The sequence below is a fragment of the Allobosea sp. OK403 genome (assembly GCF_900113835.1).
GTDB lineage: Bacteria > Pseudomonadota > Alphaproteobacteria > Rhizobiales > Beijerinckiaceae > Allobosea.
This window is the reverse complement of the sequence record NZ_FOQV01000001.1, coordinates 17,318-42,407: the sequence shown is the minus strand read 5'-3', so window position 1 is coordinate 42,407 and position 25,090 is coordinate 17,318. Positions and strand designations below refer to the sequence as shown.

The following is a 25,090-nucleotide window of genomic DNA, read 5'->3' as shown; positions in this document are numbered from 1 at the left end:
CGACTTGCCGTCATTGCGAGCGCAGCGAAGCAATCCAGGGGGACGTCGAGCTCTGCCGCCCCTGGATTGCTTCGCTGCGCTCGCAATGACGATGGAGCAGCAGTGAGGTCACGGCCACAGCGCCGAACGGCAGCCCTCTCACCCTGCCCTCTCCCTTCGGGCAAGGCTGCGCACTTAGCCCTCAGCCCTCATCCTGAGGAGCGCTTCCGCAGGAAGCGCGTCTCGAAGGATGATCCAGGAGGCTCTGGAACCATCTGGAACATCCTTCGAGACGCCGCTGACGCGGTTCCTCAGGATAAGGGCTCACGTGACCAAATCGGGTCTTGGCCCCACGCACAGCGGTCTTCCGCGCCGATATTAAGATGTCACAAGCCACTTGTGAAATCTCACAAACCATTCCAGATTGCCGACATGCTCGACACCTCCTCCCCCTTCGCCCCGTCTGTGACCCTGCCCGCCGCCGAGGCGCGGATGGATGTCGCGACCCGGCGTTTGCGCAAGGCGGTGATCGCCTGCGAACTCGCACCGGGCGATTTCATCCACGAGGCTGCCCTGGTCGAGCGCTTCAGCCTCGGCCGGGCCGGCATCCGCGTCGCGCTGACCGCCTTGTCGGGCGAGGGCTTCGTCAGCCGGCACGCCAGGCAGGGCTGGCGCATCGCTCCGGTGGACGGCGCGCTGATCGAGGCGATGCTGGATGGCCGCCGCAGGCTCGAGCCGTCGCTCGCGGCGCAGCGCCTCAACGGACAGGCGCGCGACCTGCTGATTTCGCTGCTCGGCGTGATGGAATCGGTCTTTGGCCGTAGCGAGCCCGCCGCCCTGGCGACGGCGCGCCTGGCCGAGCGGCAATTGCGTGATCTGCTCGTCATCAGCGCCGGCGCCTTCACCCGGCGCTGGCTCGGCGAGATCTGGGACCACACCGACCGCATCCTGCGCCTGCTCGAGCTCGCGGGCCACCCCGTCGCGCCGCCCGATCGGCGCGCGCTGGCGGCAGCGCTGATCGCGGGCGATGCGGACGCTGCCCGCTTCGCGATCACGCAGGAGAACGAGCGCTTCGCCAATGCCCTCGCCCATGGCTTCATGGCGATGTCGGCTCGCCTGGCGCAGCCGGCGGCCCGCTCGGCGCGCCGGCGCACGGCGCGGTCCGCGACCGCAACCACGGACACTCCGATCCCTCTCCCGATCCCCCTCTCGAAGGAGCAGCAGTGATGAGCATTCTCTCGCGGACCACTCATGTCGCGGCCGCCTTGGCCGCCGTGCTCGCGCTCGGTGCTGCTCCGGCCCAGGCCTCGAAGGAGCGGCTCGTCGTCGACCTCGTCAACGAGCCGTCTTCGCTCGATCCGCAGGTGCAGTGGAACCCCGACAGCTACTATGTCTACCGCAATATCTTCGACAATCTCGTCACCCGCGACGACAAGGGCGAGATCGTCCCGCAGGTGGCCACCAGCTGGAAGTACCTCTCCGACACGGAAATCGAGTTCGAGCTGCGGCCCGACATCACCTTCCATGACGGCTCGAAGCTGACGGCGGATGACGTCGCCTACAGCGTCAAGCGCATCACCGATCCGAAATTCGGCAGCCCGCAGCTCGGCCAGTTCGACAAGATTACCGATGCGACCGCGCTCTCGCCGACCAAGATCAAGCTCACCACCAACGGCGCCTATCCCGCCCTGCTCGCCCAGCTGGTCAAACTCTCGATCGTGCCCAAGGCCATCGTCGAGGCGGTCGGCAAGGACGCCTTCAACCTGAAACCCGTCGGCAGCGGGCCCTATAAATTCGAAAACTGGCAGCGCGGCGTGCAGGTCTCGCTTGTGCGCAATGACGCCTATTGGGGCGACAAAGGCCCCTTCCCGGCCGTGATCTTCCGCGCCGTGCCGGACGGGGCGACGCGGCTCGCCAATCTGCAGGCCGGGACCAGCGATCTCGGTGTGACGCTCGATTCAGACCAGGCCGGCCAGCTCAAATCCGCGACCAAGGCCAAGGCCCTGATCGGCCTGACCGAGCGCGTCGCCTATCTGCGCCTCAACACGGTCAAGCCGCCCTTCGACAACGTCAAGCTCAGGCTGGCGGCGGCCTATGCCATCGACAAGGAAGGGCTGGTCGACGGCCTGCTCGGCGGCTTCGACAAGCCGGTCTCGCAATTGCTGACGCCGGCGAGCTTCGGCTGGATCGAGGGCCTCAAAGGACCGGGCTACGACCTCGCCAAGGCCAAGGCGCTCGTCGCTGAGGCCGGCCCGGCGGCGAAGGCCGAGATCGAGCTCTCGACCTCGCCGGTCTTCGACCAGCGCATCGTCCAGGCGATCCAGCAGCAGCTCAACGATGCCGGCCTCAACGTCAAGATCGCGATGTCGGACATGGCGAGCTACCTCAAGCGCTCGCAGGCGGGGCCGGAGGCGACCTCGACGCTGAGCTTCGGTCGCTGGTCCTGCGCCTGCCAGGATGCCGACGGCGTGCTCTTCCCGCTGATCCACAAGAGCAGCGGCTGGTCGGCTTATCGCAACCCCAAGGCCGACAGCCTGCTCGAAGAGGCGCGCCAGACGCTCGACAAGGACAAGCGGCTTGCCGCCTATAAACAGGTCCACGAGATCATCGCCGCGGAAGCCCCGCTGGTGCCGCTCTACCAGGCGGCGGTGATCTACGGCGCGACCAAGAACCTGCAGTTCAAGCCGACGCCGAATGAAAGCATGTTCCTCAACCGCATGAGCTGGACGGACTGAGGTATCGTGCAAGGCTTCCTGCTCAGGCGTGCCGGACAGGCGCTCGCCACCATCATCGGGGTGGTGACGCTGATCTTCTTCGTCCAGCGCCTGACCGGCGACCCGACCTATCTGTTGGTGCCGGAGACGGCGACCAAGGCCGATGTCGACGCGCTGCGCCATGCCATGGGCTTCGACCGGCCGCTGCTGATCCAGTATCTCGACTTCCTGGCCGATCTCGCCCGCTTCGACCTCGGCCAGTCCGTCGTGCAGCGCGTGCCGGTGATGACGATCATCGCCTCGCGCCTGCCCTATACGCTGATGCTGGCGGCGGGCGCGCTTCTCGTCGCCTGCGGCATCGGCGTGCCGATCGGCATCCTGCTTGCGGTGTTCCGCGACAAGCCGATCGCCAAGCTCGCGGCCGGTTTCGTGCTCGCGGCCCAGAGCATGCCGACCTTCTGGAGCGGCATCCTGATGATCCTGGTCTTCTCGGTGCTGCTCGGCTGGCTGCCGCCCTCCTCGACCGGCGACCTCTCGCATCTGGTGATGCCGTCCTTCGCGCTCGGCCTGCTCTCGATGGCGACCTTCGCGCGCATCACGCGCTCGGCCCTGCTCGACGAATTGTCGAAGGATTATGCCCGCACCGCCCGCTCGCGCGGCGTCCGCACCGGGCGCCTGCTCCTCCGCCACATCGCCCGCAACGCCTCGATCCCGCTGATCACGGTCGCGGCGCTCGAAATCTCGAACCTGCTCGCCGGCGCCGTCATCGTCGAAACGGTCTTCGCCTGGCCCGGCATCGGGCAGGTCACCGTGCAGGCGATCCTGGCGCGCGATTTCATGATCGTGCAGGGCGTCGTGCTGATGGGCGCCTTCGTCACCGTGGCGCTGAACCTGATCTCGGACCTACTCTACAGCCTGGTCGATCCGCGCATCGTGCTGGATGGCGGGCGATGAGCGCTGTTGCTGCCTCGCCTGCGCGCCGCAAGCGCCAGCTCTGGCGCTGGTGGCCGCTGGCGATCGTCGCTCTGGTGGCACTGGCTGCGATCCTGGCGCCCTGGCTCGCGCCCTATGACCCCAATGCCCAGAACCTGGTCGGCCGCCTGAAGCCGCCCGGCACGGTCTCGCGCAGCTTCCATTACTGGCTCGGCAGCGACGAGCTCGGCCGCGATCTGCTCAGCCGCATCATCCATGGCGCGCGCGTCTCGCTGATCGTCGCCTTCGCCTCGGTCATCCTGTCGGGCACGGTCGGCACCACGCTCGGCATGATCGCGGGCTACCGGCGCGGCTGGATCGAGGTCGCGGTGATGCGCGTCGTCGACGTCTTCCTCTCGATCCCAGCCGTGCTGCTGGCAATCATCACCGTCGCGGTGCTGGGGCCGAGCCTCGTCAATGTCGTCCTGGTGCTCGCCTTGACGCGCTGGCCGCGCTACGCCCGCGTCGCCTACAGCCAGACGCTCTCGATCGCGACCATGCCTTATGTCCGGCTTGCGGCGCTGATGGGCGCCAGCGCGCCGCGCGTCCTCTTCCGCCATCTCCTGCCCAATATCATCGGCGCGGTTTCTGTCGTCGCGACGCTCGAATTCGGGCTGATGGTGCTGTTCGAGGCCGGGCTCTCCTTCCTGGGCCTGGGCGTCCAGCCGCCGACAGCGAGCTGGGGCGCGATGCTCTCGACGGGCCGCAACTACGTCGCCACCGCCTGGTGGGTCGCGACCCTTCCGGGGCTTTGCCTGTTCGTGCTCGTGCTTGCCGTCAACCTGACCGGCGACGCCGTGCGCGACCGCCTCGACCCCCGTTTCCGCTGAGCATGATGCCGTGCAGCTCCTGATTTCAATCGCAATGGCCGTTGATCAAACCGTGCCGTCGTCCCGGGCGGAGCCCTCGGGTCCGATCTTCGATCGGCCCAAGGATAAACTCCGCGTAGACCCGGGATCCATTCCGGAACGCTTCAGGAATGGATCCCGGGTCTCCCTCCGGTCGCCCGGGACGACGGCGCGGTTGTATTTTCCGTCACGCCTATGAGGATCATGACCATGTTCGACGACATCAAGGGAAAGCGCGCGCTCGTCACCGGCGCCTGCGGCGTGATCGGGCGCTGGATCGCGCAGACGTTGCACGAGGCCGGAGCGACGCTGGCTCTGACCGATGCGAAAGCCGGCGAGCTCGACGCCTTGGCTGCCTCGCTTGACCTCGGTCCCGACAGCTTCACCAAGCCCGCCGACCTGACCGACGAGGCCTCGATCAAGGCGCTTGCCGCCGAGATCGGCCAGCGCTGGGGGGCGGTCGATATCCTCGTCAACAATGCCGGGATCTATCCCAGCGGCTTCCTGCTCGACACCTCGACGGAGGAGTTCGACCGGATCTTCTCGGTCAATCTGCGCGCGCCCTTCATCCTGACCCGCGAGATCGCGACGCAGATGGTGCGCAAGGGCGTCAAGGGCTCGATCATCAACATCTCCTCGGGCGCCTCGCGCAAGATGCGCCGCACGGCCGCGGTCTATTCCACCTCCAAGACGGCACTCGACCGATTGACCAAGGGTTTCGGCGTCGAGCTCGCCGAATACGGCATCCGCTCGAATGCGCTCGAACCGGGCTTCGCCGCCGGCAGCAAGGTCAGCGGACTGACCGACGCGCATATCCAGAGCACGATCTCGCAGATCCCGCTCGGCCGGCCATCCTCGCGCGAGGATGTCGGCAACGCCCTGCTCTACCTCGCCAGCGATCTGTCATCCTATGTCACCGGCGCAACACTGACGGTCGATGGCGGCAATTCAATCGGCTCGCTCGCGGTCCATCAGGACAAGAAGAGCGCGCTTTGAAGGAGGCGTCGATGACCCCAGCGACCTTCCCCCGCGCCGCCTATGAATGGCCTGCCGGCAAGACCAGCGCCTTCTGCTTCAGCATCGATGTCGATGCCGAAAGCCCTTATCAGTGGAACCTCGCTGCCGACGCCCCCGCCACGCTCGGGCAGATCGAGCAGCGGCTGTTCGGCCCGCGCATCGGCATCTGGCGCATCCTCGATCTGCTCGACCGCTACAGCGTCAAAGCGACGATGTTCGTGCCGGGCCTGGTGGCGAAAAACCATCCCGAATTGCTGCCGGCCTTCGTCGAACGCGGCCATGAGATCGGCCTGCACGGCTATTTCCATGAGATCGCGACCGAGGCCGGTCCGGATGAATTCGCCCGCGCGCTCGATGAATCGCTTGCCTTGTTCAAAGCCCAAGCCGGTATCGTGCCGAAGGGCTTCCGCTCGCCGGCCTGGGAGATGACGCCGGCCATGCTGGCGGAGGTGAAGCGGCGCGGGCTCTATGATTCCTCGCTGATGGGCTTCGACCATCCCTATACGATCGACGGCGTGACCCAGGTGCCGGTGCTCTGGGCGGTCGATGACGCGATCTATTTCCGCTTCACCGGCAGCCCGACAGACCGCGCCCCGCCCTCCCCGCAAGGCGGCGTCCTCGAGGCCTGGCTCGACGAATGGCAGGTGCTGCATCGCGAGGGCCGGATGATGATGCTGACGATCCATGACTGGATCTCCGGCCGCGCCGGCCGGGTCCGGATGCTGGAAAAGCTGCTCGACGCCGTCACCACCTCGGACGGCGTCTGGATCGCGACCGTCGGCGATCTCGCCGCCCATCATGCCGCGAGCAGCAATGCCGAGCGCTTCAGCGTGCCGCTGCGGCTGCCCGAGCCCAGCGGCCCGCTCCGCTTCAAGGCCCCGCGCTGATGCAGACCTTCACCGTCCAGAGGCCCGCCGTCCATTCGCCCCATGGGCTTGTCGCCGCACAGAACCGTCATGCGGCCGAGGCCGGAGCCGCGGTGCTCTCGCGCGGCGGCAATGCGATGGATGCCGCCGTCGTCACGGCGCTGGTGCTGAGCACCGTCGAGCCCTGGCTGTCTGGGGTCGGCGGCGGCGGCTTTCTCGTCCATGCCGATGGCGCGACCGGCGCCACCGAGACGCTCGACTTCAATGTCCGCGCTGCGGCCGGGCTAGATCCGGCCGATTATCCGCTGACCGATGGCCAGAGCGGCAACTGGTTCGCCTGGCCGGCAGTCGTCGACGAGCGCAACGTCTCGGGCTATGGCGCGATCTGCGTGCCCGGCGCGATCGCGGGCTTTGCGGCGGCGCTCGCACGCCATGGCACGCTCTCCTGGGAAGAGGCGCTGCAGCCGGTGATCGAACATGCCGAGCGCGGGCTGGAGATCGACTGGTTCGCAGCGCTCTGCATCGCGATCGACACGGCCGGCCTCTCCCGCGATCCGGCTGCGGCGGCGCTGCTATTGGATAACGGGCACCCGCCCAAGGCCGGGGCCGATACGCGACGGTTCAAGCCGATGGCGCGCAAGGCCGCATTGCTGCGACGGCTGGCCAAGGCCGGCGCGCGCGATTTCTACGAGGGCGAGAGTGCCCGCATGATCGCGGCCGATCTCGAAGCCGGCGGCTCGCCGATCCGCGCCAGTGACCTTGCCGCCTATGAGGTCGCCTGGGCGCCGGCGCTCGCCGGCCGCTATCGCGATTTCGACATCGCGGCACTGCCCGGCCTGAGCGGCGGGCCGAGCTTTCTCGACGCAGCCAACCGGCTCGAAAACGGCCCGCTCTCGCGCGCGACCACGCCGGCCCAGACCGCCCTGCTTTATGCCAGCGCGATCCGCGAGGCTTATGCGACGCGCCTGACCACGCTCGGCCATGCCGCGACACCGCAAGCCGGCTGCACCTCCCATGTCAGCGTGGTCGATCGCAACGGCACCATGGTCTCGCTGACCAACACGCTGCTCTCGCGCTTCGGGGCCAAGGTCGCGCTGCCCAATGCCGGCATCTTCATGAACAACGGCATGATGTGGTTCGATCCCCGTCCCGGCCAGCCCAACAGCATCGCGGCCGGCCAAAAGCCGCTCGCCAATATGTGCCCGCTGGTGCTGAGCCAAAACGGCCGCCCGGTGCTCGCCATCGGGGCAGCGGGCGGGCGCACCATCTTCCCGACGGTGCTGCAATTGATCTCCGGCCTTGCCGATTTCGGCCTCTCGCTCGAGGAGGCCTTCCATCGCCCGCGCATTGACGCCTCGACGCCGTGCATCAAGATCGATGCGCGTGCCGAGGCCGATGTCGCCGCGACCGTCGCCACCGCCTTCCCGGTCGAAATCGTCGAGGACACGCTCTATCCGGTGAATTTCTCGATTCCCTCGGCCGTGATGGCCGCCCCCACGGGCGGTTTCATCGGCATGGCTCATCCGACCAGCCCCTGGGCCGCCGTGGTCGCAGCGACGGCATGATGACGACCGACGCTCACGTCCTGGCGATCGACGATCTCGTCATCGAGATCGACGGCAACCGCATCGTCGACCATGTCTCGCTTGCGGTCGGCTCCGGCCGCATCCTCGCCATCGTCGGCGAATCCGGCTGCGGCAAGAGCCTGACGGCCCTGTCGGTGCTCGGCCTGCTGCCGAAGGCGGCACGGATCAAGCAGGGCGCGATCCGATTGAACGGGCGCGACCTGACCGGCCTGGGCGAGGCCGCTCTGTCGCAGGTGCGGGGCAATGAAGCGACGATCATCTTCCAGGAGCCGGTCGCCTCGCTGAACCCGCTGATGCGCGTCGGCGAGCAGGTCGAGGAGGCGTTGATCCTGCACCGCGGACTTTCGGGGAAGGCCGCGCGCGCGGAAGCCATCGCGATGATGACCCGTGTCGGCATTCCCGATGCGGAGCGGCGGGCGCGGCAATATCCCTTCGAGCTCTCCGGCGGCATGTGCCAGCGCATCATGATCGCCTCGGCCCTGATCTGCCGCCCGGCCCTGCTGATCGCCGACGAGCCGACGACGGCGCTCGACGTGACGATCCAGGCGCAGATCCTCGATCTGATGCGCCGCCTGCGCGAGGAGGTCGGCACCGCGATCGTGCTGATCACCCATGACATGGGTGTCGTCGCCGATCTCGCCGACGATGTCTGCGTGATGTATGGCGGCCGCATCGTCGAGAGCGGACCGGTCGAGCCGATCTTCGCCGCGCCGCGCCACCCCTATACCAAGCTGCTGCTGGCGACGATCCCGACCTTGCAGGGCCAGCGCAAGGCGATTTTGCGCACCATCGAGGGCATGGTGCCGAGCGCCGGCGCCTGGCCCGATGGCTGCCGCTTCCGCTCGCGCTGCCCGCTCGCCGACGAGGCCTGCCTTGAGGCGCCGCCCTTGGCGCTGGTCGAGGCCAGAGCATTTTCGAGCGAAGTGGACACCGGTTCGCGTGAAGACAATGCGATAAAACAAGAAAGCAGAGCATTTCCGCGCTTCGGAGAAACGCGGACATGCTCTAGCCATGCCGCCGCCTGCTGGCACTCGGCCCGCGTCGAGGCCTTGGCATGAGCGCGCCGCTGCTGCAGGTCCGCGACCTCAAGGTCCATTTCAAGCTGCGCCAGGGCGTCGGCGCGCGCGGCGGCGTGGTCAAGGCGGTGGACGGCGTCTCCTTCGACGTCCATGCCGGGCGCACGCTCGCGCTGGTCGGCGAATCCGGCTGCGGCAAGTCGACCACCGCCTATGCCGTGATCGGGCTGGAGCAGGCGACAGGCGGCACGATCCTGTTCGACGGGCGCGACGTCACCGGGCTCAAAGGCCGCGACCGGGCGGCCTTGGCGCAGGAGATCCAGATCGTCTTCCAGGACCCCAGCGCCGCGCTCGACCCAAAGATGAGCATCAGCGACAGCATCGCCGAGCCGCTCGCCATCGCCGGCTGGTCGCGAAACGACCGGCGCAGGCGGGTGATCGAACTGCTCGACCGGGTCGGCTTGCCCGCAGCCTTCAGCGAGCGCCTGCCGAGCGCGCTCTCGGGCGGCCAGCGCCAGCGCGTCGTCATCGCCCGCGCGCTTGCCTTGTCGCCACGCCTCCTGATCCTCGACGAGCCGGTCTCGGCGCTCGACGTCTCGATCCGCTCGCAGGTGCTGAATCTGCTATTGGAGCTGCAACGCGAGCTCGATCTCGCTTATCTCTTCATCTCGCATGATCTCTCGGTGGTGCGGCACGTCGCCGACGAGGCGATGGTGCTCTATCTCGGCACGGTCGCGGAAAGCGGGCCGATCGACGCGATGTTCGAGGCGCCGCGGCACCCCTATACCCAGGCGCTGCTCTCGGCGATCCCGCTGCCGGACCCGGTCCTGCAGCGCCGCAGGGAAAAGATCATCCTGACCGGCGACCTGCCGAGCCCGCTCTCGCCGCCGCCGGGCTGTCCCTTCATCAGCCGCTGCCCGATCCGCGTCGATATCTGCGCAACAATGCGCCCTGCCCTGAAAGACGCGCAATCTGGAACCCAGGCCGCCTGCTTCGTCCGGGCGGCGTAAGCGTCCCGATATCGCTTCTCCCCGGAACCACCCGGTCATCCTGGGCGACCGGAGGTCGTCCCGGGATCCATCGTAGAGCCAGCCCCGTCAAAGGATGGGCCTCCGATGGATCCCGGCGCTCCGCTTCGCTACGGCCAGGATGACGGCGTGGTTCCGAGGATAAACAGCAAGGCCCGGTCGCAACGCCCGACGCTATCCTTCATCGTCACGCATGCGCGATCCAGCCGCGCCATGTGAAGGCGGCAAAGAACAGCGCCACATCCGCAAACCCGGCCTCGCGCAGGATCGCTTCGTCCTGCTCCGGACTGAGCATGCTCACGCTGGTGTCGACCGCGGTTCGGGCCGCATTCGCCTGGTCTGGGTCGACGCCCGACGTGATCGCGAAAGCCGCATAGCGCGACAACCAGAGCGCCCTCCCGTCTTGCCCCTGCGGAAAACTGCCATGGGCCACTACGAGCGGCGCGCCCGGCTTGAGCCGGCGCCGCATGTCGCTCGCCGTCCGCCGCCGCTCGTCGGAAGCGAGGAAATGCAGCGTCAGCAAGCAGGTCGCCGCGTCGAAAGGCCCTGGCGGTGCATCCTCGATATAGCCCTGAACCAGCTCCACGCGTGCGCCCAGCGGACCCAGCGTATGGGCTGCCAGCCCCAGCATTTCCGCGGATGGATCGACACCGACGAAGCTCCATTCCGGATGCGCCTCCGCCAGAGCCTTCAGTTCCAGCCCACCGCCTGCCCCCAGGACGAGAACCCTGGCATCTCGCGGCGCGCGCTCCGCGAGCAGGATCCCCGTCATGCGGTGAAGATCGGCAAGGCCAGGCACATAGCGACGGGGACCGTCCACATAGCGGGCGACGCGCTCGGGATCGGAGAAGACCTCCAAGAAGTGCTGGGCGCCATCCTTAACCGGCATGATCGATCTCCGTTCGGGATAAGCCCGGGCGCGCAGTCAGACGGGCGTGAAAATCGGCGCTGAGCGCTGCGAGCGTGACGCCGCCAAGGCGGGACAGCAGAAGCGCCTCCGCCTCTCGAAAGGCCGTGTCGAGCGCCGCATTCACGGCCTGTTCGACAAGGCAGCCCGGCGCCTCCGTGCGGTTGCCCATCGCCAGGAGCGTGGGGCGGCCAAGCGCATCATAGATATCGCGCAGCGTGATCTCGGCCAGATCCCGCGCCAGCGTCCAACCGCCGCCATGCCCCTTCTCGGAGCGCACATAGCCCTGCTCGCGCAAGCCGGCCATGACCCTGCGGACCACGACCGGATTGGTGCCCATCGCTCTTGCCAGCACCTCCGAGGTCACCAGGCCATCATGTTCCGCCATGTGTAGCAGCACATGGAGCACACCGGATAGTCGACTGTCACGCTTCATGTAACTTCAAATAGTGCGTGATATGGCAATCGTCAACGGCTGCAGCGAACATGCCCTGCCCGGCAGTTGGCGGATGCCCGCTCCTACGAGGCGACTTCCGCCGCCACCATCCGGTCCAGGTTCTGGTTCAGGTGCCGCATCAAACCGATCAAGCTTGCGACCTCGTCGTCGCTGAAGCCGGCCAAGGCAGCCTCGCTGCCTTCCTTCAAGGCCTCGCGTGCCATGGGGAGCTTTGCCAGGGCAGCCTCGGTCAGCGAGACAAGGCTGCTGCGGCCATCATTCGGATCGGGCGTACGCTGGATCAGCCCGTCACGCTCCATCCGCGCCAGCATTTGCGCCATCGACGGCTGCTCGATCCTTGCAAACAGCGTCAGGTCCTTTTGCGACATCGCCGAGCCGTCCCTCAGAAGATAGAGCACCGGCAATTGGCCGGCGCTGAATCCAAGAGCCTTTATCCGGCGTTCGGCGAGCCGCGCGAAGCTGCGGGATGCCATGTTGATGAGGGGCGCAGGCGTCGCGAACAGGTCCCAATCGGTCATGGCCTTCTCATTTGCATTGGCACCTATGTTTATCTATATAGCTACCTATATAAATCAGCATGAGAACCCTGTCCATGATCCAAATCCCCCGCATCGCCATCATCGGCGCCGGGCCCGGCGGCCTGATGCTGGCCCGCCTCCTCCATCTCGACGGAATTCCTACGGCCCTGTTCGAGCGGGACGCGCATGCGCTGGCACGGGCGCAAGGCGGAACGCTCGATCTTCACGCCGATTCAGGCCAGCTCGCGCTTGAACGCGCCGGCTTGACGGACGGGTTTCGGTTGATCGCGCGCTACGAAGACCAGGGCAGCCGCGTCTACGACAAGACAGGTGCATTGCTGTTCGCCGATGACAAGGCTGCCGACGGCGACCGGCCGGAGGTCGACCGGACCGCGCTTCGCGAGCTCCTGCTGGCTTCGCTGCCGGCCGGGTCCATCCGCTGGGATCATGTTTTGCGCGAGGTGCAGGCGCGTGAGGATGGCGCCTATGATCTCGTCTTCGACGACGAGACCGTCGGCCCCTTCGATCTCGTCGTCGGCGCCGACGGCGCCTGGTCCCGCGTTCGCCCTCTGGTTTCGGCCTACAAGCCGCAATATTCCGGCCTGACCTTCATCGAATTCGGCATCGACGCGGTCGACGAGCGGCACCCGGCACTGTCCCGCCTGGTCGGGCGTGGCAAGGCCGACATCCAGGGCGATGGCCGGGCCTTGATCGTCCAGCGAAACGGCGACGCCCATCTGCGGGGCTATGCGATCTTCCGCGTGCCCCCGGACTGGGCGACGACGACATTCGACTTCGCCTCGCCGGCCTCGGCTCGCGCCCGCCTCGCCGCCGAATTCGAGGGCTGGGCGCCGGAGGTGCTCGATCTCATTTGGGCCAGCAACGACCAGATCGTTCCCCGGCCGATCCATGCAATGCCGGTCGGCCACCACTGGCCCAACCGGGCTGGCATAACCCTCATCGGCGATGCCGCCCATGTCATGTCGCCCTTCGGAGGTGAAGGCGTGAACGCCGCCATGCTCGATGCGGCCGAGCTTGCACGCCACCTCATCGAAGACGGGAACTGGAAGAACGCCGTGCGAGCCTACGAAACCGCGATGTTCGCGCGCCTCGTGGAGCCCGCCGAACAGGCGGCAGAGGCCGCAGCAACCGAGTTCTCGCATATCGGGCTCGAACTCACCCTGCGACATTTGGCAGGACACGTCCGCCTCCGCCGCGAAGGCGCCGGACCGAGCTGAGAGTGGCCGCGCAGCGAGCGGCTGCCATGGCGCGGAAGCGATGGAGACGTCCGAGAGCCATTTCGAACGCATGGTGAGCGCCATGGATTGGCCTGTCGCCAAGCTGCATGCCGCACTCCCGCCACCACTTTTCCCTGCAGAACACGACACAACCGCCCCCCGACCGCTCGCGCTGAAGGCAGCTCACACAGACAGGTCAAAAGTTCAGGCACTGTTGCGCAGCATTGCAGCAGGCCAGGCGCTTGCCTTCTCTCCCCTTCGATTGCATCACTGGATACAGTGATGCAATCGAGCGCCGCCGTCCTTGGCGGCGCTCTCGCAGGGAGCCGGTCCATGAGCTTTGGACGGACATCTTCGGCCGCCACGGCGCAGGAGGAGGCCTATCTCGCGATTCTCCAGGCCATCCGCGTCGGGCGTTATCAGCCGGGCGAGCGGCTAATCCCGGAGACGATCGCGCAGGAACTGGCGATGAGCCGCATGCCGGTGCGCGAGGCGTTCCAGCGCCTCGCCAATGAAGGGCTCGTCATGATCCGGCCCAACCGCGGCTGTGTGGTGTCCGGCCTGACCATCGATGAGATCTTCGAGAGCTTCGAGATCCGCTCGGTGCTCGAGGGGCTGGCGGTCCGCCTCGCCATGCCGCGCGTCGATGCCGCGGTTCTGGCCGAACTCGACAGCTTCATGCAGCGGATGGAACGCAGCGGCGAGGCCGGCGGCGGCGATTGGCTGAGCCATCACCAGGCCTTCCACGAATATATCTGCAGACTCAGCGGCCGGCCGAAGCTCGTGCGGCAAATCTCGGCGCTGCATATCGCCGTCGAGCCCTATATGCGCGTCTGGCTCCACCATATCGACCGGCCGCGCACCGCCACCCAGACCCAGCATGTCGTGGTCGACGCTATGAAGACGGGCGATGCCGCCTTCGCGGAGCAGACCATGCGCGACCATGTGATGCGCACGGCGCAAAGGCTCGCCGAGTTCCTGCGCAGCGGCAATCTCGCGACCGGCACGCCGCGCCGCGCCGGCCAGGCGGCTTCGAGCGCAGTGCAGCTGCCTTAGCCACATATCGGGAGGGGCTCGCCAAGGCGATCCGATTTCAGGCGCGACAAGGGCCCGCAGCGGCCTGCACGCCGAGCACAAGACATCAACTACAGGGGAATGACATGGACAGACGCCAGTTTCTGAAAGCCTCCGCCGCTGCAACCTTCCTGCCTGCGGCGCCGCATGTCGCGCTTGCGCAGGACGCCAAAACCCTGCGTTTCGTGCCCTATTCCGATGTCGCGATCATCGATCCGATCTGGACGACCGGCTATTCGACGCGCACCCATGCGCTCCTGGTCTGGGACACGCTCTATGGGCTCGACGAGACCCTGCAGCCGCAGCCGCAGATGGTCGAAGGCCATGTCGTCGATGATGACGGCAAGCGCTGGACCCTGACGCTGCGGCCGGGCCTGGTCTTCCATGACGGAGCCAAGGTGCTGGCGCGCGACGCCGTCGCCTCGATCAAGCGCTGGGGCGCGCGCGATGCCTTCGGCCAGGCGCTGATGGCGGTGACCGACGAGCTCTCGGCACCTGACGACCGCACCATCGTCTTCCGGCTGAGGAAGCCGTTCCCGCTGCTGCCGGCGGCCTTGGCGCGCCCGAGCGCGCTCGTCGCCGCGATCATGCCCGAGCGCCTGGCCGAGACCGACCCGTTCAAGCAGATCCCGGAGGCGATCGGGTCTGGCCCGTTCCGCTATGTCAAGGAAGAGCGCGTTTCGGGCGCTCGCCATGTCTATGCCCGTCATCAGGGCTATGTGCCGCGTCCCAGCGGCACGCCGAGCTTCACGGCGGGGCCGCGCACGCCCTATCTCGATCGCATCGAGTTCAACGTCATGCCGGACGCTGCGACCGCGGTCTCAGCGCTCCAGACCGGAGCCGTGGACTGGATCGAGCAGCCGTTGATCGACCTGCTGCCGCTGCTGCGGAAGGATCCCAACATCGTCGTCGAGGTCAAGGATGCGAGCGGCATGGCCGGCCAACTGCGCCTCAACCATAGCCAGGCGCCGTTCAACAACCCGGCCATCCGACGCGTGATCCTCAAGGCTCTCGACCAGCAGGCCTGCATGGACGCGGTCTGCGGCGGCGATCCCAAGGTAGAGCGCAGCAGCATGGGTTTCTTTCCCAGCAACTCGCCGATGGCGTCGGACGCCGTGGCGTCGGCACTGAAAGGGCCGAAGGATTTCGGAAAGCTCAAGCAGGAGCTGACCGACGCGGGCTATAAGGGCGAGCGCATCGTCTTCCTCGCGGCCCAGGACGTGCCGCGCATCTCGCTGGTTTGCGATGTTGCGGCCGACGCCTTGCGTCAGATCGGTGCGAATGTCGACTTCGTCGCGGCCGATTGGGGCACGGTCCTGCAGCGCATCACCAATCGCACCCCGATCGAGCAAGGTGGCTGGAGCTGCTACGTCACCTACTGGTCGGGACTCGATCTCGGCTCGCCGGCGACGAGCTCGCCCTTGCGCGGCAATGGTCCAAAAGCTGGCCCCGGCTGGCCCGAAAGCCCGCAGATCGAGGCGCTGCGCGCCCGCTGGCTCGAGGCGGCAACTCTGGCAGAGCAGAAAGCGATCGCCCGCGAGATCGAACTGCAGGCGATGCAGGATGTGCCCTATGTCCCGGCCGGGCAGTATTTCCAGCCCGTCGCCTATCGCAAGAACTTGACCGGCATGCTGAACGGCGTTCCCGTCTTCACCAATCTGCGCAAGGGCTGACAACGCAGGCCCGGAGGGCAGCTACGCTGCCTTCCGGGCGAGCCCGTCATGATGAACCCACCGCCGTCGGCGTCGATGCCTACGGCCAACCAAGATCAGGCCTGCCATGCGTGACTTCGAGCTTCCCGGACGTTCCCTCGCCATCGGCCGCGAGGCCATGGCCGCCACCTCGCATCCGGCGGCGACGCTCGTCGCCATCGACATCCTGCGCGCCGGCGGCAATGCGGTCGATGCGGCCGTCGGCGCCTGCGCCGTGCAATGCGTGGTCGAGGCGGGTTCGACCGGCATCGGCGGCGACTGCTTCGCCCTGATCTCGAAGGGCGGCAGCACCGATATCCGCGGCTATAACGGCTCGGGCCGCACACCCGCCGCCGCCACGCTCGACTGGTACCGCGCGGCTGGAATCACCACGATCGAACGGCGCTCCCCCCATGCCGTGACGGTGCCGGGCGCCGTCGACGCCTGGACGCGACTGGTCAAGGATCACGGCCGAATGCCGCTTGCCGAGATCCTGCAGCCGGCGGTCAAGCTCGCCCGCGACGGTTACGCGATCACGCCGCGCGTCGCCTATGATCTCGGCAACCAGCGCGACCTGCTGCGGCAGGATGCCAACGCAGCCGCGACCTTCCTGGTCAATGGCGAGGCGCCGGCTGCCGGCACGGTCCAGCACCAGCCCCAGCTGGCAGCGACGCTGGAGGCGATCGGCCGCGAGGGGCGGGACGCGTTTTATCGCGGCGAGATCGCCGCCGAGACCGTGGACTATCTCAGGGCGGCGGGAGGCCTGCATACGCTGGAGGATTTCGCCACGGCAGAGGGCGAATACGTCACGCCGATCAGCACGCAGTTCCGCGGCCGCACCGTTTATGAAATCCCGCCCAACGGCCAGGGCATCGTCGCCCTGATGATCATGAAGATCCTTGAGCGCTTCACGCCGAAGCCCGACCCGCTCACTGTCGAGAACCTGCATATCGAGGTCGAGGCAACGCGTCTGGCCTATGCCGCGCGCGACCAGTTCGTCGCCGACATGGCGCTCAGTCCTGTGCCGGTCGACTATCTGCTCTCGGACGCGCTTGCCGATGAACTTGCCGCCCGGATCGACCCGGCGCGCGCGACCGCGCCGCTGCCTGCCCTGACAGGCGGAGCCGAGCATCGCGACACGGTCTACATTTCCGTCGTCGACAAGGACCGCAATGCGGTCAGCTTCATCAACTCGATCTTCCATCCCTATGGCAGCGGGTTGCTGACGCCGAAATCGGGTGTGCTGCTCCATAATCGCGGCCAGAGCTTCGTGCTCGAACAGGGCCATCCGAACGCGGTCGGCCCGCGCAAGCGCCCGATGCACACGATCATCCCCGCCATGCTCGCGCAGGATGGCCGGGTCTGCCTCTCCTTCGGCGTGATGGGTGGGCATTACCAGGCGATGGGCCATGCCCATTTCCTGTCGAAGCTGTTCGACCACGGCCTCGACCTGCAAAGTGCGATCGACCTGCCGCGCCTGTTCCCGCTGCCGGGCACCGCAACCGTCGAGCTCGAAGGCCGGCTGCTGGCCTCCTGCGGATCCGCGCTCGAAAGCCGGGGCTTCAAGGTTCAGCCGGCCAAGACGCCGATCGGCGGCGCCCAGGCGATCTGGATCGATTGGGAGAACGGCACGCTGCTCGGCGGCTCCGACCCGCGCAAGGACGGCTGCGCGCTCGGTATCTGATCAGGAGCAGCCGGAGGCAGGTAATCGACCTGGCGTGCCCGGATGGCTCAACACAGGGTGAGCCCCGGGCACGATGCAGGACTGTAAGCATAACGAACTGGCGTGAGATCAAGGACATGGCGGGCCGCGCGGGAACCCATTTCAAAGTCGGCACTATCAGGAGCTGCCACTAGCTTCGGCCAAGGGCTTCACCGATCAGGGCTGAATCGAGATAACGTGACGGATCGCTGAGGGTCCGCCCAGCGGCCGCGTAGGTCGAGCGCAGGCGCAGGACCGTGCGGAGACCCTCGATGTCGATCGCTGCGTCGCGCTTGATGCCGCGCTCGGGATGGGTGAGCCGGGCATGGATCCTCTGCGCCAGTTCCGGCGACGTGCCCTGCACGCGCTCGCGCAGAATCGCGATCGCCTCGTCCTTGCTTGCCGGGTCGACGAGCCAGGCCACCGAGGCGTGAAAGGCGCGCACGAACGCCTTGGCCGTGTCCCGGTTTTCGGCGAGCCAGGCGTGGCGCGCCATGCCGCAAATGCCCTGATAGGGGCCGATCAGCGCGTGCATCTCGGCCAGCCGCACCGAGCCGGCGCTCTCCGCGATCAGGTCGAGCGGCGAATTGAGCAGGGTGGCGGTCTGTTTCTGTTCGCGCAGGGCCGCCAGCCGCTGGGCTCCACCGCCGACGGCGACGAACTTGACCTCGTCGGCCCCGATGCCCGATTTCATCAAGGCGTCGCGCAGCACGAAGGCGAATCCCGTCGTCAGCGCGTCGACCGACAGCTCCTTGCCCTTGAGGTCGTTGACGGACTTTGTCCCCGGCACCGCCATCAGCGAGAGCATGCCGTCATCGACGCCCATGAAGGCCACGAAATCGGCGGGCCCCGGCAACTGCGCCTCGCCCTGGTCCTCGACATAGGCGACGACGTTGTCGATCGCGGTCAGGGCGACGTCGAACTTACCGCTGAAGACGTCCGCCGCCATCTGGCGCGAGTTCGGCGTGATCTCGAGTGACGCCTGGAGCCTCTCCGCCGCGAAGAAGCTCTTCTGCTGGCCGATCCAGATCGGCCAGTTCGATGCGCCGGCGAAGGCCACGAGCCTGATCGGTCTTGCGTCCTGTGCCGGCGCGCCGGCGCAGCCGAGCATGGCTGCACCAGCGGCGAGAGCGGCACGGCGTGTGAAGCCCCATTCCGTTGTCATTGGCGTTCTCCCTGGCTTTCGTTGACCGTGCGGTCAGCGGGCGTGATCGTCCCGCCGGGTTACGTCCCACGCATCTCCCTGCTCGCCGGCACCTTTACAGGCCGCAAGCGGCTCAGCCGCCGACCGACGCTATGAGCTTGCCGTAGCGCTCGGCATCGCCGCGCAGTTCCGCATCGAAGGCGTCGGGCGTCGAGGTCGTGATCTCGACGCCTAGCGCCGCGAAGCGCCCGACGGTTGCGGGATCGGCCATGACCTCGGTGACGTCCCTGCCGATCTGGCCGATGATTGGGCGCGACAAGGCCGCGGGTGCGAGCAGTCCGAACCAGCTATCGTAGACGAAGCTCGGCAGCCCTGCCTCCGCGAAGGTCGGCACATCCGGGAGCTGCGGGAGGCGCGACGCCCCTGTGACGGCCAGCGCGCGCAGCTGGCCGGACTGGATCAGGTCGCCGCCGACAGTGAAGAAGGTGAAGGCCATGGCGGTATCGCCACGCATCACGCTGATCTGCGATTCCGGCTGGCCGCGATGCGGTACCAGCACCATCTGCGTGTTGGTCAGTTGCTTGAACAGTTCGGCGGCGATTCCCGTTGTACTTCCGACGCCGGCCGAGCCGTAGCTCAGATCGCCGGGCTTTGCTCTGGCGGTCGCTATGAACTCGGCCAATGTCCTGAAGGGTGCATTGGGCGGCACGATCAGGAGCAAGGGCGTGGTCGCAACCCGACCGATCCCAGCGAAATCCTTGACCGGGTCGAAGCCGACATTCTTGTTGACGACGCCGATAACGCTGTGACCGTTCGAAGTCAGCAGGAGTTGCGAACCATCGGCCGGGCCGCGCGAGACGCTGCTGGTCCCGGCGATACCCGGCCTGTTCTCGACGATCACCTGTTGCTTCCATTTCGGCGAAAGCCTCTCGGCGACCGCGCGCGCGAGGATGTCGGTCATGCTGCCGGCTGAGAATGGCACGACGAGCCGCACGAGGTGATTGGGATAGCTCTGGGCGAGAGCGCTGCGGGCGCCAAGCACTGTACCGGCAGCAAGGCCGGCTCGGATGATGAACTGACGGCGATCCATCGACGTTCCTCCCAGTGGACAAGCCGGGCCTTCAGCCTCTGGCGGTGTTGGGCAGCGGCATGGCGAGCAGAACCGTGGCCGGGCGTTTGGTCTCGTTGCGCAAGGAGCGCATTTCGTTGGGGGCGATGCGGCAGGAATCCCAGATCCCGAGCATGACGACACCGTCCGGCGTCTCGAAGGTCACTTCGCCTTCGAGCACGAGGTAGAATTTCTCCTCCGGAGAGGCCGAAGGGGCGATGCCACCGCCCGGCAGGATCTGGCTCATTCCCAGCCACATCACGTCGGCAGGCCCGGCCTCGCGGCCCTGCAGCCGGAACATCCGCATGTCGCTGTGGCCAGGCGCCTCGTAGCGCGGGGCATCGTTCAGTCGCACGACATGCATGGCGATCATCCGTTCGGCAGGAGGACGAGGCGGTCGCGCGAGGAACCGAGCACCGCGATATAGGCGTCACGAGCGCGCTCGAGCGGATAGGTCGCGCCGGGAGGGATCGGGAACGGTCGCAGGGCGCCGGTGGCGAAGCCCGGAACGAGGTCGCGCAGGATGTCGGCGGTAGCGATCGAGGACAGGGATAGGGTGTCGACGCCGACATAAGTGTGCCGGCCGCGATAGAAGGAGAAGATGTCGAACGGAACCGTCTGCTTCAGGGCGGCGATGAAAATCTGCCGGCCGAGGATCGCGAGCGCTTTCGTGCCGGCCTCGTAGTAGGGCTCGCCGACCGTGTTGTAGACGATGTCGGCGCCCTTGCCGTCGGTGAGTTCGCGGACCGTCCCGGCGACGTCCTCCCGACTTGAATTGATCACCGTGACGACGCCTTGGGCGTGGCCGGCATAGGGTTCATCCTTGCGGACCACGCCTATGACACGTGCGCCCTGCCAGGAGGCGATTTGCGCCGCTGCCTGACCGACCTTCCCGTTCAACCCAAGAATCAGGACCGTCTCGCCGGGTTTCGGCATTCCGCAACGGCGAAAGCCCTCCTGCGCGGTGACGAAGGGAACACCGATGCCGGCCGCCTCGGCAAGGGTGATCCCGGCCGGCTTCTCGATCAACGCGTCCGCCTCGACCACGAGATGGGACGCGTGAGTGCCGTCGCGCCGTATGCCGAGGTCACCGGAGGAGCCGAACACCTCCTTGCCGATCAGAGCGGCCGGCCCGTCAACGACGATGCCCGCGAAATCGCGACCAGGTGTGCGTGGGAAGATGGCATAGGGCATCATCCCGATCGCGGCCTTGGCGTCGGACGGATTCACAGCCGCCGCCCTGATCTCGACAATCGCGTCGCCAGCGTTGGCAAGTGCCAGCGAGCGCCGCTCGATCACAGGCGCGACCGCCTCGATCCCATCGGCCTTGGCCGGCAGCCGGACAGTCGTCGCCATGATCGAGGTCATCTTCGCCGGTGCGTTCATTTCCAATCTCTCGCTTGCCTGCGTGTCATGCGGGCGTCCGTCCCGGCTCGGACCCGGCCAAGGGAAGGTCGAAGAGCGCCCGCGCCTGTGCCGGCGTCGCGATCTGGGCGCCGAGTTGTTCGATGATCAGCCGCGCCTTTTCGACCATTGCGGCGTTTGAAGGCGCGAGCGTGCCGCGGTCGACGTAGACAGCGTCCTCGAGCCCGGTACGGGCATGACCGCCGGCCAGCACCGATTGAGCGACCATCGGAAAGGTCGAGCGGCCGATCCCGATTGCGGTGAAATGGGCGCCGGCCGGCAGCAGGCCGCGCGCGTAGAGCACGGTCTCGGGCGAGGGCTGAAAGCCGTATTTCACGCCCATCACGAAGGAGGTGAGCGCCGGCCCCGTCAGGGTGCCGTCGGCCAGCAGATCATGCAGCAAGGCGATGTCGCCGGAGTCGAACAGTTCGATCTCGGGCTTCACGCCGGCCTCGCGGATGACCTTGGCCATGCGCCGGACATTGCCGGGCGTGTTGATGACGACCTGCCCGCCCGAATTCATCGTGTTGAGGTCGAGCGTGCAGATGTCGGGCCTCAGCGCCGCGATATGGGCGACACGCTGCTCCGGATTCATCAGCGTCGTGCCGGCGGCTGCGATCTTGGGATCGTCCTGCGAGGGCACGAAGCGCCCGCCCGGACCGGTCGTGATGTTCAAGATCAGCGCGCGGTCGCGTGCTCGGATGCGCGCGACGACGTCCTGATAGTACTCCAGTTTCATCGACGGCGCGCCGGTGCCGGGTTCGCGGACGTGGATGTGGGCGACCGCCGCCCCTGCCTCCGCCGCTCCCAGGCAAGCGTCGGCGATCTCCTCGGGCGTGACCGGCAGATGCGGGGTCTGATCGGGACGCGTCAGGTTTCCGGTGACCGCGCAGGTGATGACGACCTTATCGAGCATGGTGCGCATCGTCATCGCCTCACAACGCCCTGCCGCCGTCGACGATCAGGATCGATCCGGTCGAATAGGTCAGATGCGTCGCGCAGGCCGCGATGGCGCGCGCGACGTCTTCGGCGGTCGCAACGCGCCTCAGCGGTATTGTCGTGGCAACCTTCTCCAGGGCCGCCGCATCGCGCCCCGGCACGAAATCGGTCGCGACGACGCCCGGCGAAACCGACATCATCCGGATCGCCGGGGCCAGGGCTCGCGCCAGCGACTTCGTCATCGTGTCGATGCCGGCCTTGATCGCGGCATAGGCGAGGTTGGAGCCCACGCCATTCAGCCCCGCGATCGAGGAGACGTTGACCACGAGCCCGTCGCCGGATGTCTTCAGCAGCGGTGCGAAGGCGCGGATCGCGGCGAACTGGCCGCGCCAGTTCACTTTGAACATATCGTCGATGAATTCGTCGGTCAGCGCATCGAGATCGGCAATCGGAATCGGCTTCGTGTAGCCGGCGCTGTTGACGAGGATGTCGCAGCGCCCGAGCGTGTCCGTGACATCAGCCGCGAGCGCGACCAGTGTTGCGCTGTCCTCGACGGTAGAGTGCCGCGCCATGTGGCCGGAGCCCGGGAGGCCGGCGATGACGGCCCTCGCCGCAGCCTCGTCGGAGCGCCAGGTCACGACCAGTGTCGCGCCCTCGGCCGCGAGCGCCCTGGCCGCTGCCGCGCCGATGCCGCCCGATCCGCCGATGACCACCGCGACCTTGCCGGAGAGAATTTGCGTCATCGGACCTGACTCACTTGATCGGAGGCTGCGGAAGCACGGCTTCGCCCGGCTCCATCACGAAGGTGTAGGCGAGGCTGAACCACTCGCCCGCGACATCGGCAGCCGGCGCCGGCCCCGCTCCCTTGCGGAAATCGCCAATCAGCGCCTGCGTCACGCCGAAGACGACGTCGCTTTCGAGATGCTCGTCGTCGTCGACGAAGACCTGGGTTATCAGCGTCTTGAAGCCGGGCTTGAAGGCCAGCACATGCAGATGCGCCGGGCGATAGGGATGGCGCTTCTGCGCCGCCAGCATCTCGCCGGTCGGCCCATGGGTCGGCACGGGATAGCCGGCAGGCTTGACGGTGCGGAAGGCGAAGCGCCCCTCCGCGTCGGTCTTGAAGACACCGCGCAGGTTCATGTCGGCCTGGGTCTCGTCCTGGTTTTCGTACATGCCGGCGGGCGAGGCCTGCCAGACATCAACCCGCACGCCCGCAAGCGGCAGGCCATGCGCATCGCGGATCCGGCAATCGACGAAGAGCGGTGGACCCGGCGTCGGCGAACGAACGATAGAGCCGCCATTCTCGGTCAGCGGCGCATTCGCCCGCCAGAACGGGCCGAGTAAGGCCGCGGCCGTTTCGGTCGCGCCGTTCTGGCCGTTGTTCAGCAGGCAGACCAGCGTCGACAGGCCGAGCGCGTCCGAAAACAGAACCCCCTCGTTGTGGCTGTCGTTCGTGGCCTGGCCGATGCGGTTGAGCATGTCGATCGCATATTCGTATTCGGCCTCGGTCAGCCGAACCTCACGTGCGAAGGCGTGCAGATGGCGGATGAAGGCGGCCATGACATTGCGCAGCCGTGCATCTTCGGCTCCGTCCATGGCGACGAGCACCGCCTCGGTCACATCCTCCTGACGCGCAATGATCATCGAGCCTCCACTCCATCGAAACGACGGCCGGCTCCGGCTTCCCCATGAAGGGGCCGGCCATCCCATTGCACCGACTATGCATGCGCAATCGATTGTGCAATCGATTGCGCATGCATAGTTGGCGCGATTGCCGCCGTCAAGCGCAGCGGCTACAAGCGCGACATGGCGGGGTTGACGACAATCAAGGACGTGGCGCGCGAGGTCGGTGTTCACCCCTCGACGGTCTCGCGCGCGCTCGATCCGTCTCAGCGCGACCGGCTCGGCCCATCGATCGTGCAGCGCGTCCTCGAGGCGGTGGAGCGGCTCGGATACCGGCCCGATACGGCGGCGGCCAGCTTGCGTAGTGGGCGCTCCCATCTCGTCGGCATCATCGTTCCCGACATCGCCAATCCGGTATTCTCGCCGATCATCAGCGGGCTCGAGCGGGTGCTGGCCGCGCGTGGTTACGCCCTGATCGTCGTCGACCAGCCGCCGGACCGGCCCATCCAGCCCGACATCCTGCAGATGCTGGTCGCCCGCCGCGTCGACGGACTCGTCCTCGCCAATGTTTCGCTTAAGGACGATGCCGTCGAGCGGTGCCTGCGCTGGCAGGTGCCAGTGGTGCTGGTCAACCGCGCCGAGACGGCCCCGCGCGTCCCCTCTGTGGTTTCCGACGATATTGAAGGCATGCGGCTCGCTGTCGAGCATCTGGTTGGGCTCGGCCATCGCGCCATCGTCCATGTCGCGGGCCCGCAATCGCTCTCGACCGGCTCGCTGCGCCGTCGCGGCTTCATCGAGGCGATGGCAGCGGCCGGTCTCCCGGTTGGCAGCGACGCCATCGTGGAAGCGACGGCTTTTACCCGTGAAGCCGGGCTGCCGGCCGCCCGTGAGCTCCTGCAACGGCGCCCGGACACGACGGCCGTCGTTGCAGCCAACGACCTGCTGGCGCTAGGCGTCTACGAAGCACTGCGCGAACAGGGCCGGCGCTGCCCGGATGACGTCTCGGTGATCGGTCACAACGACATGCCCCTCGTCGACATGGTGAGCCCTTCACTCTCCACGATCCGCATCAGCCATCGCGAGATGGGTGAGCGCACCGGCCAGCTATTGCTCGACATCATCACCGGCGCCCGAGACGCGATCACGCAGATCGTGACCCAACCCGAGCTGGTAGTGCGTGGCTCGAGCGTGCCGCCAAGCCGCTGACGCCTCAAATCGGCCAGGGGCAAGCCCGGCGCGGTTTGTATCAACTGAAGGGC

24 protein-coding genes are annotated in these 25,090 nt (G+C 67.0%); 14 read left to right on the top strand and 10 right to left on the bottom strand.

Going from position 1 to position 25,090, the window contains the following annotated elements; genetic code table 11:
• Window positions 1-411: 411 nt before the first annotated feature.
• The 9 genes from BMZ97_RS31080 to BMZ97_RS00165 all read left to right on the top strand — a co-directional run bounded on the left by BMZ97_RS31080 (window position 412) and on the right by BMZ97_RS00165 (window position 10,008).
• The gene (locus tag BMZ97_RS31080) at window positions 412-1,206 is read left to right on the top strand and encodes a GntR family transcriptional regulator (RefSeq protein WP_175525376.1); all 795 of its coding nucleotides are present in this window, start codon (window positions 412-414) and stop codon (window positions 1,204-1,206) included.
• The gene (locus tag BMZ97_RS00200) at window positions 1,206-2,714 is read left to right on the top strand and encodes an ABC transporter substrate-binding protein (protein WP_092164277.1); all 1,509 of its coding nucleotides are present in this window, start codon (window positions 1,206-1,208) and stop codon (window positions 2,712-2,714) included. Before BMZ97_RS31080 ends, BMZ97_RS00200 begins: the two co-directional genes overlap by 1 nt.
• A gap of 6 nt (window positions 2,715-2,720) precedes the next feature.
• Complete coding sequence (locus BMZ97_RS00195; protein ID WP_092164276.1) at window positions 2,721-3,647, top strand: ABC transporter permease; 927 nt, start codon at window positions 2,721-2,723, stop codon at window positions 3,645-3,647.
• Entirely contained in the window at window positions 3,644-4,495 is an 852-nt protein-coding gene (nikC, locus tag BMZ97_RS00190) for a nickel transporter permease (protein WP_092164275.1), read from the top strand. Before BMZ97_RS00195 ends, nikC begins: the two co-directional genes overlap by 4 nt.
• A gap of 228 nt (window positions 4,496-4,723) precedes the next feature.
• Window positions 4,724-5,509, top strand: a complete 786-nt coding sequence (locus BMZ97_RS00185; protein WP_244546171.1) for an SDR family NAD(P)-dependent oxidoreductase — start codon at window positions 4,724-4,726, stop codon at window positions 5,507-5,509.
• 11 nt (window positions 5,510-5,520) lie between these two features.
• Entirely contained in the window at window positions 5,521-6,417 is an 897-nt protein-coding gene (locus BMZ97_RS00180; RefSeq protein ID WP_092164274.1) for a polysaccharide deacetylase family protein, read from the top strand.
• Complete coding sequence (locus BMZ97_RS00175) at window positions 6,417-7,961, top strand: gamma-glutamyltransferase family protein (protein WP_092164273.1); 1,545 nt, start codon at window positions 6,417-6,419, stop codon at window positions 7,959-7,961. Before BMZ97_RS00180 ends, BMZ97_RS00175 begins: the two co-directional genes overlap by 1 nt.
• Complete coding sequence (locus BMZ97_RS00170; RefSeq protein WP_244546170.1) at window positions 7,958-9,040, top strand: ABC transporter ATP-binding protein; 1,083 nt, start codon at window positions 7,958-7,960, stop codon at window positions 9,038-9,040. Before BMZ97_RS00175 ends, BMZ97_RS00170 begins: the two co-directional genes overlap by 4 nt.
• Window positions 9,037-10,008: an ABC transporter ATP-binding protein gene (locus BMZ97_RS00165; RefSeq protein ID WP_092164272.1), complete on the top strand. Its 972-nt coding sequence runs from the start codon at window positions 9,037-9,039 to the stop codon at window positions 10,006-10,008. Before BMZ97_RS00170 ends, BMZ97_RS00165 begins: the two co-directional genes overlap by 4 nt.
• A 205-nt stretch (window positions 10,009-10,213) precedes the next feature.
• On the opposite strand, the gene BMZ97_RS00160 is transcribed toward BMZ97_RS00165, so the two are convergent.
• From BMZ97_RS00160 to BMZ97_RS00150, 3 genes are all read right to left on the bottom strand, one after another.
• Entirely contained in the window at window positions 10,214-10,915 is a 702-nt protein-coding gene (locus BMZ97_RS00160) for a class I SAM-dependent methyltransferase (protein ID WP_092164271.1), read from the bottom strand.
• Window positions 10,905-11,369: an Rrf2 family transcriptional regulator gene (locus tag BMZ97_RS00155; RefSeq protein WP_092164270.1), complete on the bottom strand. Its 465-nt coding sequence runs from the start codon at window positions 11,367-11,369 to the stop codon at window positions 10,905-10,907. Before BMZ97_RS00155 ends, BMZ97_RS00160 begins: the two co-directional genes overlap by 11 nt.
• An 83-nt stretch (window positions 11,370-11,452) precedes the next feature.
• On the bottom strand, window positions 11,453-11,908 hold the full coding sequence (locus BMZ97_RS00150; protein ID WP_092164269.1) for a MarR family winged helix-turn-helix transcriptional regulator: 456 nt from the start codon (window positions 11,906-11,908) through the stop codon (window positions 11,453-11,455).
• A gap of 74 nt (window positions 11,909-11,982) precedes the next feature.
• Between BMZ97_RS00150 and BMZ97_RS00145 the strand changes: the two genes are divergently transcribed.
• The 4 genes from BMZ97_RS00145 to ggt all read left to right on the top strand — a co-directional run bounded on the left by BMZ97_RS00145 (window position 11,983) and on the right by ggt (window position 17,595).
• Window positions 11,983-13,146, top strand: coding sequence for an FAD-dependent oxidoreductase (locus tag BMZ97_RS00145; protein ID WP_092164268.1), 1,164 nt, complete (start codon window positions 11,983-11,985; stop codon window positions 13,144-13,146).
• A 333-nt stretch (window positions 13,147-13,479) separates the two neighbouring features.
• Window positions 13,480-14,202, top strand: coding sequence for a GntR family transcriptional regulator (locus BMZ97_RS00140; protein WP_092166418.1), 723 nt, complete (start codon window positions 13,480-13,482; stop codon window positions 14,200-14,202).
• 104 nt (window positions 14,203-14,306) lie between these two features.
• Complete coding sequence (locus BMZ97_RS00135; protein WP_092164267.1) at window positions 14,307-15,893, top strand: ABC transporter substrate-binding protein; 1,587 nt, start codon at window positions 14,307-14,309, stop codon at window positions 15,891-15,893.
• Window positions 15,894-15,999: 106 nt separating this feature from the next.
• Window positions 16,000-17,595 (top strand): gamma-glutamyltransferase, encoded by a 1,596-nt coding sequence (gene ggt / locus BMZ97_RS00130; protein ID WP_092164266.1) that lies wholly within the window; start codon window positions 16,000-16,002, stop codon window positions 17,593-17,595.
• 169 nt (window positions 17,596-17,764) lie between these two features.
• Here ggt and BMZ97_RS00125 read toward each other — a convergent pair whose 3' ends face one another.
• The 7 genes from BMZ97_RS00125 to BMZ97_RS00095 form a co-directional block, all read right to left on the bottom strand.
• Entirely contained in the window at window positions 17,765-18,778 is a 1,014-nt protein-coding gene (locus BMZ97_RS00125) for an ABC transporter substrate-binding protein (RefSeq protein WP_092164265.1), read from the bottom strand.
• A 112-nt stretch (window positions 18,779-18,890) separates the two neighbouring features.
• Entirely contained in the window at window positions 18,891-19,847 is a 957-nt protein-coding gene (locus BMZ97_RS00120) for a Bug family tripartite tricarboxylate transporter substrate binding protein (RefSeq protein WP_092164264.1), read from the bottom strand.
• 31 nt (window positions 19,848-19,878) lie between these two features.
• Window positions 19,879-20,229 (bottom strand): cupin domain-containing protein, encoded by a 351-nt coding sequence (locus BMZ97_RS00115; RefSeq protein WP_092166416.1) that lies wholly within the window; start codon window positions 20,227-20,229, stop codon window positions 19,879-19,881.
• A gap of 5 nt (window positions 20,230-20,234) precedes the next feature.
• A complete protein-coding gene (locus BMZ97_RS00110) occupies window positions 20,235-21,251 on the bottom strand; it encodes a quinone oxidoreductase family protein (protein ID WP_092164263.1) in 1,017 nt (338 codons plus the stop codon).
• 25 nt (window positions 21,252-21,276) lie between these two features.
• Complete coding sequence (locus BMZ97_RS00105; RefSeq protein WP_092166414.1) at window positions 21,277-22,185, bottom strand: beta-keto acid cleavage family enzyme; 909 nt, start codon at window positions 22,183-22,185, stop codon at window positions 21,277-21,279.
• 19 nt (window positions 22,186-22,204) lie between these two features.
• Window positions 22,205-22,951 carry an SDR family NAD(P)-dependent oxidoreductase gene (locus BMZ97_RS00100; RefSeq protein WP_092164262.1) on the bottom strand — a complete coding sequence of 249 codons (747 nt, stop codon included), beginning with the start codon at window positions 22,949-22,951 and terminating at the stop codon, window positions 22,205-22,207.
• A 10-nt stretch (window positions 22,952-22,961) separates the two neighbouring features.
• A complete protein-coding gene (locus BMZ97_RS00095) occupies window positions 22,962-23,852 on the bottom strand; it encodes a dioxygenase family protein (RefSeq protein ID WP_092164261.1) in 891 nt (296 codons plus the stop codon).
• A gap of 162 nt (window positions 23,853-24,014) precedes the next feature.
• On the opposite strand from BMZ97_RS00095, the gene BMZ97_RS00090 reads away from it, so the two are divergent.
• Complete coding sequence (locus tag BMZ97_RS00090) at window positions 24,015-25,037, top strand: LacI family DNA-binding transcriptional regulator (RefSeq protein WP_092164260.1); 1,023 nt, start codon at window positions 24,015-24,017, stop codon at window positions 25,035-25,037.
• The last annotated feature ends 53 nt before the right edge of the window (window positions 25,038-25,090 follow it).